Origin of the sequence: Pedobacter sp. AJM (assembly GCF_002197755.1) — a bacterium.
In the GTDB taxonomy this organism is placed as follows: Bacteria; Bacteroidota; Bacteroidia; order Sphingobacteriales; family Sphingobacteriaceae; genus Pedobacter.
Genome location: NZ_NHOT01000001.1, coordinates 190,244 through 204,313, shown reverse-complemented (window position 1 = coordinate 204,313; position 14,070 = coordinate 190,244). Strand labels below are relative to the sequence as shown.

Sequence of the window (14,070 nt, the reverse complement as noted above, 5' to 3'; positions counted from 1 at the left end):
TTTTAGTAATAAATACTAATATTCCTCGATGAAACCAATTGAAGATTCGCAAATTCTTGAAATGTTTGCCGTCGAGAAAACCCGCGATGAAGCTTTCAATTTACTATTAAAAAAATATCAGCAGAAAATTTACTGGCACATCAGGCGATTGGTACTCAACCATGATGACTGTGACGATTTATTACAGGAGGTATTTGTAAAGGTGTGGAAGAATATTGATAAATTTAGAAACGATTCGCAACTGTATACCTGGATTTATCGCATTGCCACAAATGAATCCATCACTTTCCTCAATAAACAAAAACTAAAAAACAATACTCCTTTGGATGAGGTTTCTGCAGAACTGGCTGAAAACCTCGTAGCTTCGTCATATTTTAATGGAGATAAATTAGAATTAAAATTGCAAAAAGCCATTCTTACCCTGCCCGAAAAGCAACGTCTGATTTTCAACATGAAATATTTTGGAGACATGAAATATGAGGAGATTTCGGAAGTACTGGGCACATCAGTTGGGGCGTTAAAAGCATCATTCCATATTGCTGCAAAAAAAATTGAAGCTTTTATTACAAATGATGAAATAGATTATTAAACCTTTTCACTCAAATTGTATCCTATATCTGTGATGAATGAAAATATAGAAAATAACGATTGGAAAAAGGATGCTCCTGTACTGTCAGCAATGCAGGAAAGCAATCCATTCAACATTCCAAACGGATATTTCGAAAGTGTAGATGACAGGGTAAAGTCTGCTATCTTCATTGATGGCTTAAATAAAGAATTAAACGGTGATGGTTTTGAGGTTCCACAAAATTATTTTGAAAACCTCACCGAACGGATTGAAACAAATATCAAGATATCAGCACTGCCAAAAGCCGAGGATTCATTTTCAGTTCCTGAACACTATTTTGACGGTTTAAAGCATAGAATTACGGAAAGAATAGCTGCTGAACAACCTAAAAAAGCTGCAAAAATTGTTCCTCTTTGGAGACGAAACATTTTGAAGTATGCCAGTGCAGCCTGTTTCGTTTTGATGGCGTCATTTGGTGCATATTTTTATCAAAACAATGCATCATCAATACCTTCGCAAACCCAATCTGCAGAGCTTTCGAGCGAACAACTGCTATATGATATTGATGAAAGCACCATTATAGAACATTTAGAAACTCAGAATACCACATCAGCAAATAATACTTCTGCGTCAGATACAGAAATGGAAAACTATTTATTGAGCAATTTCTCCTCGAGTGATTTATCTCATGAATTAAACAACTAATAATGAAAAACTTAGTATTCAGTACCTTAATATTCCTTTTACCCCTTACGCTTTTGGCTCAAAGACCTAAAAGTGAAGAAATCGAATCGCTTAAAATAGCTTATTTTACCCAAAAACTTGATTTATCGCCAGATGAAGCAAAAATCTTCTGGCCGATTTACAATGATATGCAGAGCGAGCAAAATGCCTTACGCAAAGAACGCATGCAAAAGATGATTTCTTTCAGAAAAGTAAATGAAATAGATAATCTTACTGATGCTCAGGTTCAAAGTTTAATTACGAGCGAATTTGATTTTAAGCAAAGAGATCTTAATTTGGATAAAAAGTATTACAGTAAATTAAAAGCCAAGCTACCGATCAAAATCGTTGGAAAATTTTATCGGGCGCAGGAAGGATTTAAGCGTGAACTGCTTAATAAATTTAGAGGCGGACAGAAAAATTAGATTAAAGACTTGCAGCGATGCAGGTCTTTTTGTTTTAAAGGCTATTGTATTTCCGTACTTTTGTGCATGCTTACTCAACGTCAGTTGTTTTTACAACACAATGCACAAACCTCTCCCGAACCGCTTATGCTCGAATTTGTACGGGCAAAAGGCGTTTATATTTATGATTCATCAGACAAAAAGCATTTAGATTTAATTGCAGGTATTGGTGTGAGCAATGTTGGCCACTGTCATCCGGCTGTGGTTAAAGCCGTTCAGCAACAAGCCGAAACCTATATGCACCTGATGGTATATGGTGAATATGTGCAGACACCTCAGGTTAATTTCGCTAAAGCGCTGGCAGAGGTTCTTCCTGAAAGTTTAAGCTGCACTTATTTTCTGAACTCCGGTACCGAGGCTGTTGAAGGCGCCATGAAGTTAGCTAAACGTTATACGGGAAGAAAAGGCTTTATTGCCTGCAAAAATGCTTATCATGGCAGTACCCAAGGTGCAGAAAGTTTAATGGAAAGTGATTTCTATTCATCAGGCTATGGGCCTTTTTTACCGCATGTCGACTTTATCAGGCATAATCATATGGCCGATTTAATTAAGATAACAGAGGAAATTGCAGCTGTTTTTATTGAACCCATTCAAGGAGAAGCTGGCATCCGCGTAGCCGACCTCGCATACATGCAGGCATTAAAAGCAAAATGCTTGGAAACAGGAACCTTGCTTATTTTTGATGAGATCCAATCAGGTTTCGGTAGAAGTGGTAAAATGTTTGCCTTCGAGCATTATAACGTTATACCCGATGTGTTGCTGCTGGCAAAAGGAATTGGTGGCGGCATGCCAATCGGTGCTTTTATCAGTTCGCTGGAAATTATGTCTGTACTATCGCATAACCCGATTTTAGGGCATATGACTACCTTTGGTGGCCATCCGGTGTGTTGCGCAGCCGGTTTGGCGACATTGAGCACTTTAGTCGACAATAACATTGTGGATGAAGTAGAAGAGAAAGGTCAACTATTCAAATCACTTTTAAAACACCCGGCCATAAAAGAAATCAGAGGAAAAGGCCTGATGCTGGCAGTTGAATTTGAAAGTTTCGAAATGAATAAAAAAATCATCGATGCCTGTATTTTAGACGGTGTACTATCCGATTGGTTTCTGCATTGCAGCAATTCGATGCGTATTGCCCCTCCCCTTATCATCACTAAAACAGAAATTGAGGAAGCCTGTAACATTATCCTTAAAAATATTAACTTAGTTCTCGAACAAAAAGCTTAAAGCGGAAAGACTAAAGTTAACAGACAAGCGATGATATTCTTCGTATAGTTTTAATACCTGATACTAAATACTGGATACTAAATGAATGTTTTAATAGTAGAAGATGAAAAAAGCCTTGCGCTTGAAATGGATGAATTTCTGAGCAAAGAAGGGTTCATAGTAGAACATGCCTGGAAAAAATCATCTGCAGAAGAGAAGATCTTCGTGAACAACTACGATTTTATTCTGCTGGATTTAGGTTTACCAGACGGCGATGGCTTTGAGGTTTTAAAACAGCTTAAAGCAATGAAAGACCGCGATGATGCCGTGATTATTTTAACTGCCAGGAGTGCGGTTGATGACCGTATCAAAGGTTTGGATGAAGGTGCTGATGATTATTTACCCAAACCTTTTTCATTAAATGAACTTTTAGCCCGCATGCATGCCATCACCAGGAGGAAACATAAACTGGAGAAAAATGAGGTTAACATTCATAACTTCCTGTTAAGCATTCAAAATCGTACTGTTTCTTTTGGAGAAGAACGCCTGAACTTAACCAAAAAAGAGTTCGAAATATTTAACTATTTGGTATTGAATAAAAACCGTGTGGTATCGAGAATGAGCTTAACTGAACACGTTTGGGGCGATATATTAGAAGTCAATTCTGATTCTAATTTTGTTGATGTGCATGTTAAAAATTTACGTAAAAAACTGGCTGCAACCGCAAATATAGACTGGTTTGAAACGGTAAGAAGTATCGGATACAGGATTAATTGTTAAGCTAAAAGATGGTAAGGTAATAAAATTGGTTAGCGGATTAGTATTTCAAGACCGCAGAAAAAGCTTTCAATTGGCTGTTCGCAGTTTATTATGATCAGGCGATAAACTGGAGTTGAAAAGATATTAATGTGATTACTAAACTTTAAATTTATACGATTAATGCCTTTTTGACGCTCAACACCTAAACAATTCTATATCTTATCAATTTGATACAACATGAATAACTAACCATTCTAAATACTAACTCTAACCTAACCTCCACATAAAACACCTAACCAACACCCCATGAAATTACAGGTTAAGTTTTCTTTATATAATGCAGTCACTAAAATTGCGATCATATTGCTTTTAGGGGCTGCCATTTTGTTTTCACTGGAAAAACTGGCCTACAATCAACTGGATAACCGACTGATCAAAAAAAAGAATAAGATTATCAAAAACCTGACCGACAGTGAGATTGATAGCTTGCTTAATAATCAGGATTCCTTTACCGATTATAACATATTAAAAGAAGAGTTTATTGTTTTACAGGATATTCCTGACAACCAAAAGGACTCGTCAGCAACTGTTTACACAGAGAGGCGTGAAATTGAAGGCAATATTGAAGTTTACCGGATTCTGAATTATAAATTCTCTTACCACACCAACTGGTATAATCTTGAAATTGGCGAAACCATGACTACATTACAGTCAATTAAAAATTCCATTCGCTTTTATACGCTCATAGTACTGGTTATTGCCCTTTTGATCACTTTAATAGCTGACTATGCCTTTTCAAATTATTTACTCAAACCTTTTTACCTGATCATCGATAAAAAAATCAATAAGGTTGATGATCCATTGCATTATAATTACCAGAATATCCCCACCACTACTGAGGATTTTAAAATGCTCGATAACAGTGTAAATACACTCATGCGAAAAATCAATACGCTTTTTGCACTCGAAAAGCAGTTTATCGCGAATGTTTCACATGAATTATTAACCCCAATCTCTATTCTGAGTACCCGTTTCGAGAACATGCTGAATACGCCCGAAATTCCGGTAGAGCATGAAAATAAAATCTACGCTTCCATTAAAACCCTAAACCGGCTTAAGGTAATCATTAACAGCCTGCTTTTAATTTCGAAAGTAGAAAACAATCAATATCTGAAAACGGAAGAAATAAGCCTGACACAGGAACTCAGCGACATTTATGAAGACCTGGAAGACAGAATCATAGATAAAAAAATCAAATACAGTATTAATTTAAATCATGATTACCAACTTATCGGAAATAAGGCCCTGATGCATACATTATTGATGAACATTATTAATAATGCCATTAAATATAACCGGGAAGGTGGAGAATTATCAGTTACAGGTTTACTCACCGGTCAAAAATATGTATTAACTATTTCAGACAGTGGACTAGGCATGAGCGAGGAGTTAGTGGCCAATGCTTTCGATCGTTTTAAAAGAGGAAATACAGAAGAAAACGGATTTGGCCTGGGCCTCGCCATTGTACAGAGTATAGCCAGTTTTCATAAAATTGATGTCGAAATTAAATCTGTTGAACAACAGGGCACCAGCATCTCCTTAATTTTTCAGGTATAATCTAAACAGCACTATATCTGTATCGGCCAGCTACAAATTTGTACCTTTGCATCTTATGCCTGTATCCTTTAAAAAAGCATTACTCCTGATCTTCAGTTTTTTGCTCTGTTGTGTGTCGAATTTATTTGCACAAAAAGTTGTAGCCATACAGGAATCGGTACCACAGCATATTTTTACGTTCAAAGAAATTGAAGTACTGGAAGATCCTGCCGGTCAATTCGAATTTAATCAGATCAGCAGTAAGGCATTTGAGCAACTTTTTAAGGCCAGTATTACCAGCACGCCTCAAACCAAAAATCTCCATAAAACTTATTGGTTCAGGATCAAAATCAGGCAGAATGAAAAAGTAGAGAAACCTTTTTTACTGGAATTTTTTGATCAGACCATCGATCATATTACCGCATTTATTCCACAATCTGACGGCAAATATCAGGAAAAAAAGCTTGGTGATGCATATGATTTCAGCAAAAGGCTGATTAACCATAAAAATTTTGAAATTCCGATTAAAAATAATGGAAACAGCATTCAGACCTACTATTTCAAGATCAAATCATCTCAGATTTCAGATATTATAATTGTATTACGAAGTGCGGAATGGTTCATTTCCTATGCCCTTGATGAATACTTTTACTTCGGTATTTTTTATGGCATGATTCTGGTTTTCAGCTTCTACAACCTGATTATGTACGTAGCCATCAGGCAGAAACAATATCTATATTATGTGCTGTACAATCTGAGTGTAGGCTTTTTTGAAATGAGTACTGATGGTATTGCTTATCAGTACCTTTGGCCAAACGCACCGACCTGGAATCAGGTTGCCTATGCTTTTGCACTTTGTGCCACCAGTATATTTGCTTTGCTTTTTACCAGAGAATTATTATTCATTAAATCGAAAGCGCCAAAAATAAACAAGTTAATTACTGGCATAATCACCTTAAGGATTATCTTTTTTTTCTACTGTTATCTTTTCGATCAGACTTTATTTAGTTTTAAATTTATAGAAGCTATACCGCTTTCCGTCGCTTTCTTCACCGGAATTTATATTTACAAAAATGGCTATAAACCTGCCCGCTTTTTTGTACTCGGCTATAGCTTTCTGTTTATAGGCTTTGTGCTTAAGTTCTTAATTATGCTGGGTATCAACTGGCTGAACTTTGGGGTAATCAGTTATTATAGCCTTAGTTTTTGTTTTATCATGGAAATGGTTTTCCTATCCTTCGCTATCGGCGATAAGGTGCGGATTCTGAAGTTAAAAAAAGATAAGGCTCAACAAAAAATTATTCGGCAAATGGCTGTTAATGCCACCTTAAAGGATACCATTAACCGTGAACTGGAAAGTAAGGTAGAAGAACGTACACGTGATGTTTTCCATAAATCCTTAATTATTGAGAGTAAAAACCAGGCTTTGGAAGAAGCCAATATGTTATTACAGAAGCAAGCTGAAGAAATTTCCAGGATGAATGTATTGCTGGAGCAGGATAATGAGGAGTTACAAACCAGTGTAGAAAAAGTAACCCGTGACCGGGTAATGAATACCGAAGTAGATTTTGAAGAGTTTAGTAAAATCTATCCTGATAAAGAAACCTGCTATGAATTTTTGGCTGAGCTCAAATGGAAAAATGGCTACCACTGCAGAAAATGCAGTAATGATCATTATTTTACCGGCCATATCTTACATAGCCGACGCTGCAGTAAATGCGGTTATGAAGAATCGGTTACAACCTACACCATTTTTCACAATACAAGGATTCCCATTAATAAAGCTTTCTATATGATTTTCCTAATTTATTCATCAAAAGGAAAAATCTCTTCACATAAGCTTTCAGAGTTACTAACCATCAGACAAAGCACCTGCTGGACCTTCGGATCACGAATTAAAAAAGTGATGGAAGACCGGAAAAAAACACTTAAAAAAAGTGGTAAAAATGGTTGGAGCCAGCTGGTAATTGAATAATCAGTAGTGCTAGTTGGTCACATTTTTGTTATTACTGTAAATCAGCAAAAATAATTTGACCGGTATTTAAGCGTATCAAAATCGTTCTGAAGCCGTATCCATTCCTTGCATTTAATAACTGATTATCAGGCTGAAGTGACCTGCAATAATTGCGGTATTAAAGCGTATCATTATTCACATAAACAACTACAAATCAATTACTTATACCAAAATTAACTTTCAGAATACTTGCTTTTAACATGAATTGCATAGTAACTTTACCTCATATAATATTAACAAAGCAAAAATTATGAGAAAAAAGTTTACATTGCTTATGGTATTTTTTATTGGCGCTATCTCATGGAGTATGGCACAAAACATTACCGTAACCGGCCAGGTGAAGGATCAGAAAGGTCTGCCTTTACCTGGTGTTTCCGTTAAAGTGAAAGGCTCAAACCAGGGTGCATCCACATCAGACAACGGAACTTTTACCATTTCTACACCACAGAATGCAATACTTGAATTTTCTTTTATAGGATTCAAAGCGATAGAAGAATCCGTAAATAACAGAACCAGCATTAATGTTACCTTGTCGGATGACAATCAACAGCTCAATGAAGTCGTTGTAATTGGCTATGGGACCACCACTAAAAAAGACCTGACTACTTCGGTGGTGTCAGTTTCATCAAAAGATCTAGAGAATCAGCCCATCACTAACCCGCTACAAGCTATCCAGGGTAGAGCAGCAGGTGTACAGGTAAGTTCACAATCAGGTAAACCAGGCGCAGGAATTTCCATCAGCATTAGAGGGAATACATCAATTACCGCCTCTAATAGTCCGCTTTATGTCATTGATGGAGTGACTTCCAGAGATGCGAGCTTTTTAAATGCCAACGATATCGAATCCATGACAATATTGAAAGATGCATCTGCAGCAGCTATTTATGGTTCAAGTGGTGCGAATGGAGTGGTTTTGATTACCACTAAAAAGGGATCGGCTGGCAAATTAAAGGTGGCTTTCAATGCCTTTACGGGTTTTTCTAACTTCTGGCAAAAACAAGATGTACTCAACAATGAGCAATATATTGGTTTGATGAAAGAATTGGGTTACACTACTTTTGGTGGAAATAACAATACCGACTGGCAGAAAGAAACCTTTGGAACGGGAACACAAAACCAGTATCAGGCTTCTATTTCTGGCGGCATAAAAGGGGGACAGTATTATTTTTCTACAGGTTACCAGCAGGATAAAGGCGTTGTTGCCCCCGCAAAACTGGATCGTTTAACGGCCAACTTTAACGGATCACAAAACATCACCTCATGGTTAAAATTGACGGGTAATGCGGTGTTAACTTCCAGCAATTCTATTGATGTTGGTGACAACAGCAGTGTTTCTCGTGGAGGGGTTATTTTAGGCGCACTAACTACGCCTCCTACCATTGGTATTTTTGAGCCAAATGGTCAATACACCACGATCCCGAATGCGGGTGGATGGGATAATCCTTTAGCTTTGGCTTTCGGATCTAAAAACAAAACCCGTAATTTCAGATTCATCGGGGCTTTTGGTGCGCAAGTTAACTTCACTAAAGATTTGTTTTTCAAATCAACGATCAGTACCAATGCTAATCGAAACTTTTACAAGTATTCTACTGACAATTTCTTAACCACCTATGGCCGTCAGGAAAGAGGCGTTTACCGAGATAACACCACTAATGACCATGTTTGGTTAAATGAAAACATTTTAAATTACACCAAAAATGTGAGTAAAAATGCTTTTACGGCAACAGGTGGTTACACCATTCAATCTTCAGATTATCAATATAAAAATAATGAGTTAACTCGTTTTTATGATGTATCCGGCAATCCAACGGCACCATCAGTAGCTTTAACAGTGCCACAAAGGGCACAATGGAGTAAACAATCTTATCTGGCCAGGGTTACTTATGCTTACGATAGCAAGTATTTATTCAGTTCCAACTTCAGGGCTGATGGCTCATCTAGATTTGCCAAAGAAAACCGTTTTGGTTACTTCCCGTCCTTTTCAGCAGGCTGGAGAATTTCTGGTGAGAACTTCATGAAAGAAAGTAAGACCATCAATGATCTAAAACTTCGCGGTAGCTGGGGTAAAGTGGGTAATGATGAAGGAATTGGCGATTATGCTTACTTAAAACTTTACAATGTAAATGCACAGGGTGAATACAACCTTCAAAACCCTGCAAATGATAACCTATCATGGGAAAAAACCACGCAGACCAATATTGGTTTGGATTTAACCCTATTCAATAGCCGCATTACCTTCACTGCTGATGCTTATTTAAAAAAGACAAATGATCTTTTAATTAACGTGCAGTTGCCTCCATCATCAGGCTTTGGAAGTCAGGCCTATAATGTTGGTGCGATGGAAAACAAAGGTTTGGAGTTTGTTTTGTCAACGAAGAACTTTGATCGTGAGCAATTCAAATGGACTACGGATTTGAATTTTTCCATCAACCGGAATAAAGTAACCGATTTAGGTGCCACTACACAATCATTAAACTTTGCCGGCATCTACGAACGTGACGATGCTGTTCGCGTAGTAGCGGATAGGCCGTTGGGCAGCTTTTACGGTTATGTATTTACAGGTGTGAATCCGGCCAACGGAGCAGCACAATATGCAGATACCAATGGCAATGGTCTTACGGGCTCGGCAGATCCGGGCGACAGAACTTTTATTGGTTCTGCACAACCGAAATTTATTTATGGTATCACTAATAATTTAACTTATGGAAACTGGGGATTTAATTTCTTCTTCCAGGGAGTTCAGGGTAGTGAATTATTTAATGCCTCCAGAATTGATATCGAAGGTATGTTCGATTCCAAAAATCAATCAACAGCCGTATTAAACAGATGGACTACGCCAGGCCAAATCACCAATATTCCAAAAGCATTAAGAAGTAGCTCAGAAAACTCCCTTACTTCCAGCCGTTTTGTAGAAGATGCCTCTTACCTGCGCTTAAAAACCGCAACGCTTTCATACAGTTTCAGCTCATCGGTATTGGAAAAACTAAAAATGAGCAAGCTAACCGTATTTGCTACCGGGTATAACTTATTAACTTTTACAAAATACTCAGGGCTGGATCCTGAAGTGAACATGAATTCAGCAAATGGCCCATCGATGGGTGTTGATTATGGCACTTATCCACAATCAAGAAGTTTATTGTTCGGTATTAATGTTGGATTTTAAAGATTAAGAAAATGAAATTAAAAATATATTCATTAGTGGCAACCGCAGCATTAGCGATTACTTTGCAAAGCGGATGCAAAAAAGGTTTCCTTGAAAAACAGCCTTTCAATCAAGTTACTGCAGATGTAGCCTTTACAACTGCAGCGGCAGCAGAGAAATTAATGGCCGGCGTTTATGGTGGTATGTATAACGACTATCACATTTGGGATTATATGGTTAATGGTGATGTTACGGCAGATAATGCCTATGCAGGAGGTGATAACCCTGCAAATATCCAGATTGATCTTTTCACCACCAATTCAACGAATGGCAATGTTGGCCGCGACTGGAGTGGACTTTATTCCAATATTAAAAATGCAAATGAAGTTTTGGAAAATGTTCCGAACATTCAGGATCCTACTTTGGATGCCAGTGGCAGGAGAAATCAGATTTTAGGTGAGGCTTCCACATTACGGGCTTACTTTTATTTCCACCTGGTAAGGTTATATGGAGGTGTTCCTTTGGTTTTAACCTCGCCAACCTCTTTAGAAGAGATGCAAAAACCCCGCTCTTCAGTAGAAGCAGTTTATGCGCAAATTATTAAGGATTTGGAGTTTGCCTTACCAAATGTTCGTTCCACTGCGCCCAATAAAGGCATGATCACCAAAGGGATTGTTAATGCACTTTTAGCAAAAGTATATGCTTCAAAACCAAATCCGGATTGGAGCAAAGTACAGCAATACGCTGATGCCACGATAAATGGTGGTTATAACCTGATGGGATCTTTTGATCAGCTGTTTGATGGCGCACATAAAAATAACAGTGAATCCATCTGGGAAATGCAATACGATGGCTGGGGCGGCCCGAATGGCCGTGGAAACTGGATGACTGGCGTAATTGTAGGTACAGGCTGGAAACGCTTTTGTACGCCTACAAATGATTTAGTTGCTGCTTTTGATACAGAAGGTGATGCTATCCGCAAAAATTCCAGCATAAGCTTTAAAAACGTAAGCACAGAAGGATGGTCTGATGATTACTGGACCAAATCCAATTATCCGTTTATCAACAAATACCGCAATGATGATTTAGCGAATTCTTATATTCTTCGTCTGGCTGACATTAAATTGCTCAAAGCAGAAGCCATAAATGAACTAAGTACATCAGGCTGGTCGGCTGCTGCTGCTCTGGTAAATGAAATCCGTCGTCGCGTAAATTTGACCGCCACTCCTGCAAATGATCAGCCATCCATGCGTCTGGCCATTGAAAAGGAACGCCGTTTAGAACTGGCTTTTGAAGGCCACCGTTGGTTTGATTTATTAAGAACAAATAGGGCAATCGCCGTTATGAATGCGCAGAAAAACGGTAATGGTGCAAACTTAAATTATAATGTTACCGCTGATAAGTTATTGTTCCCGATTCCGCAGGCAGAAGTAGACCGAAATCCAAGCATCAAATAATTCAACACACCAAATAATCCCTAAGGTTCGGGGCCAAAGTATACCGTCCCGAACCTTTTAAAAACAAAGATTTCGATTTTAAACTTTTTATCTCCCTATGAAATTCATTTACAATATTTGTTTAGTGACCTGTCTGCTATTATCTGCCTGCGCCAGCAGAAATGTAAAATCAGGCAATGAAGCCAATCAACAAAACAATGCTAATTCCCAAAAAAGTGAAGTGGGTTTCTGGTTAACCAAAGGTGACCAATCTCAATTGCTTCAGAAACAAAATATCACCCTGAACTTCACTGATGAAACCAATTCAAATCCAACGATTGAAGTTGACCCGGAAACTAAATTTCAAACCATTGATGGTTTTGGTTATACCTTAACAGGTGGAAGTGCTACTTTAATTAATGCTTTGCCTGCAACGGAAAAAGATAAACTGTTGAATGAACTCTTTGCCAATACTGATCAGGCCATCCGTGTTAATTACATCAGGATCAGTATCGGTGCTTCTGATTTAAGTGCTACTCCCTTCACTTATAACGATATCGCAGAAGGCGAAACCGATGAAGCACTGGCTAAATTTTCGATTGCCAAAGAGCATGCAGATTTAATTCCAATATTAAAGAAAATTGTAGCGATTAATCCTGCTATTAAAATTTTGGGTTCACCGTGGACAGCTCCAACCTGGATGAAAACGAATAAAAGCTTTATTGGAGGAAGTTTGAAACCGGAATATTATCAAACCTATGCCAAATACCTGGTGAAATACATCCAGGCCATGAAGGCAGAAGGTATCGTCATTGATGCCATTACTCCTCAAAACGAGCCTTTACACCCGGGGAATAATCCAAGCATGTACATGACAGCTGCTGATCAGGCAAATTTTATTAAAACAGCTTTAGGTCCGGTATTTAAAAACAGTGGTATTAAAACCAAAATCATCATCTACGATCATAATGCTGATAAACCTGAATATCCAATCACCATTTTGAACGATGCTGAGGCGAAAAAATATATAGATGGTTCTGCCTTTCACTTATATGCTGGTCCGATCACTGCTTTATCCAAAGTTCATGATGCACACCCTGATAAAAATGTTTATTTCACTGAGCAGTGGGTGGGCGGACCAAGTAATTTTGCAGAAGATTTGAAATGGCACGTATCTACACTAATTATCGGGGCAACCCGAAACTGGAGCAGAAATGTATTGGAATGGAATCTGGCTGCAGATCAAAGCTATAATCCACACACAGATAAAGGTGGTTGTACATCATGTTTAGGCGCAATTACCATTGCACCTGCAATAAGTAGAAACGTAGCCTATTATGTTATTGCTCACGCCTCTAAATTTGTTCCGGCAGGATCAGTGCGAATTGCATCTAATTTGACCAATAATTTGCAGAATGTAGCTTTTAAAACTCCAGATGGGAAAAATGTGCTGATTGTATGCAATAACAATAGCTTCACTACCCATTTCAACATTAAATACAAAGGAAAAATAATAACCAGCAGCCTGGATCAGGGTACTGTTGCCACTTATGTTTGGTAAAAAACTTAGTTTAATTGTCAGGATAGCCTCGCCAATGCGGGGCTTTTCCTTTTCAGATGGTACTGAAATTATTGGTTTTAAAATCCTACACTGATTTTTCTGGCAAGGGCTTTGATATTAAAAATTATCAAAACCTAAACCATGAGAAATATCATTCCAATACTCGCTATTTTTGCATCCGCTATGCTTGCCTGCCAAAGTAACAGCACAAAATCTGTATCTACAGATATTAAAGCTACCCACACAGATACAGCTTCGAAACAATGCTTTCAATATGTTGATAAAAAAGATACGGCCTCTTTAAGCTTGGAAATCAACAACGGCAAAGTAAATGGAGTGCTGAGTTATAAGCTATTTGAAAAGGATAAAAATGATGGAACCATTACAGGCATTGTTAAAGGCGATACCATTATTGTAGATTATACTTTCCAATCAGAAGGTACAACATCAACGCGTGAGGTAGTATGGTTAAAGAAAAGCGATCAGTTAGTTGAAGGATTTGGAGAGGGAGAAGAATCAAATGGTAAAATGAAATTTAAGAACCTCGCTAATCTTCGTTTTGATCAGGCAATGGTTTTCAGGCCAGTGATTTGTAAATAAA

Annotated in this window: 11 protein-coding genes; all 11 read left to right on the top strand. The window is 37.8% G+C overall.

All coding sequences use genetic code 11. The annotated features are described in order from the left end of the window. Positions 1-28 precede the first annotated feature (28 nt). Positions 29-589, top strand: coding sequence for an RNA polymerase sigma factor (locus CBW18_RS00765; protein ID WP_088299358.1), 561 nt, complete (start codon positions 29-31; stop codon positions 587-589). Positions 590-622: 33 nt separating this feature from the next. Beyond that, positions 623-1,273 carry a hypothetical protein gene (locus CBW18_RS00760; RefSeq protein ID WP_088299357.1) on the top strand — a complete coding sequence of 217 codons (651 nt, stop codon included), beginning with the start codon at positions 623-625 and terminating at the stop codon, positions 1,271-1,273. Between the two features lie 2 nt (positions 1,274-1,275). Continuing rightward, a complete protein-coding gene (locus CBW18_RS00755; protein WP_088299356.1) occupies positions 1,276-1,716 on the top strand; it encodes a hypothetical protein in 441 nt (146 codons plus the stop codon). Positions 1,717-1,782: 66 nt separating this feature from the next. After that, positions 1,783-2,982 (top strand): aspartate aminotransferase family protein, encoded by a 1,200-nt coding sequence (locus tag CBW18_RS00750; RefSeq protein WP_172406414.1) that lies wholly within the window; start codon positions 1,783-1,785, stop codon positions 2,980-2,982. An 81-nt stretch (positions 2,983-3,063) separates the two neighbouring features. Next, positions 3,064-3,741, top strand: coding sequence for a response regulator transcription factor (locus CBW18_RS00745; RefSeq protein WP_088299354.1), 678 nt, complete (start codon positions 3,064-3,066; stop codon positions 3,739-3,741). Between the two features lie 285 nt (positions 3,742-4,026). Further along, on the top strand, positions 4,027-5,337 hold the full coding sequence (locus CBW18_RS00740; protein ID WP_088299353.1) for a HAMP domain-containing sensor histidine kinase: 1,311 nt from the start codon (positions 4,027-4,029) through the stop codon (positions 5,335-5,337). Between the two features lie 112 nt (positions 5,338-5,449). Beyond that, the gene (locus CBW18_RS00735; protein ID WP_253248926.1) at positions 5,450-7,291 is read left to right on the top strand and encodes a 7TM diverse intracellular signaling domain-containing protein; all 1,842 of its coding nucleotides are present in this window, start codon (positions 5,450-5,452) and stop codon (positions 7,289-7,291) included. Positions 7,292-7,580: 289 nt separating this feature from the next. Then, positions 7,581-10,493: a TonB-dependent receptor gene (locus CBW18_RS00730; RefSeq protein WP_088299351.1), complete on the top strand. Its 2,913-nt coding sequence runs from the start codon at positions 7,581-7,583 to the stop codon at positions 10,491-10,493. 11 nt (positions 10,494-10,504) lie between these two features. After that, entirely contained in the window at positions 10,505-11,929 is a 1,425-nt protein-coding gene (locus CBW18_RS00725) for a RagB/SusD family nutrient uptake outer membrane protein (RefSeq protein ID WP_088299350.1), read from the top strand. A 97-nt stretch (positions 11,930-12,026) separates the two neighbouring features. Beyond that, entirely contained in the window at positions 12,027-13,469 is a 1,443-nt protein-coding gene (locus CBW18_RS00720) for a glycoside hydrolase family 30 beta sandwich domain-containing protein (protein ID WP_088299349.1), read from the top strand. A 141-nt stretch (positions 13,470-13,610) separates the two neighbouring features. Continuing rightward, positions 13,611-14,069, top strand: a complete 459-nt coding sequence (locus tag CBW18_RS00715) for a hypothetical protein (protein WP_140418613.1) — start codon at positions 13,611-13,613, stop codon at positions 14,067-14,069. The last annotated feature ends 1 nt before the right edge of the window (position 14,070 follow it).

Bases quoted from the DNA above. Each gene is read 5' to 3' on its own strand.
- CBW18_RS00715 (WP_140418613.1), top strand. From the start codon at position 13,611: ATGAGAAATATCATTCCAATACTCGCTATTTTTGCATCCGCTATGCTT.
- CBW18_RS00740 (WP_088299353.1), top strand. From the start codon at position 4,027: ATGAAATTACAGGTTAAGTTTTCTTTATATAATGCAGTCACTAAAATT.
- CBW18_RS00765 (WP_088299358.1), top strand. From the start codon at position 29: ATGAAACCAATTGAAGATTCGCAAATTCTTGAAATGTTTGCCGTCGAG.
- CBW18_RS00755 (WP_088299356.1), top strand. From the start codon at position 1,276: ATGAAAAACTTAGTATTCAGTACCTTAATATTCCTTTTACCCCTTACG.
- CBW18_RS00745 (WP_088299354.1), top strand. From the start codon at position 3,064: ATGAATGTTTTAATAGTAGAAGATGAAAAAAGCCTTGCGCTTGAAATG.
- CBW18_RS00760 (WP_088299357.1), top strand. From the start codon at position 623: ATGAATGAAAATATAGAAAATAACGATTGGAAAAAGGATGCTCCTGTA.
- CBW18_RS00725 (WP_088299350.1), top strand. From the start codon at position 10,505: ATGAAATTAAAAATATATTCATTAGTGGCAACCGCAGCATTAGCGATT.
- CBW18_RS00730 (WP_088299351.1), top strand. From the start codon at position 7,581: ATGAGAAAAAAGTTTACATTGCTTATGGTATTTTTTATTGGCGCTATC.
- CBW18_RS00720 (WP_088299349.1), top strand. From the start codon at position 12,027: ATGAAATTCATTTACAATATTTGTTTAGTGACCTGTCTGCTATTATCT.
- CBW18_RS00750 (WP_172406414.1), top strand. From the start codon at position 1,783: ATGCTTACTCAACGTCAGTTGTTTTTACAACACAATGCACAAACCTCT.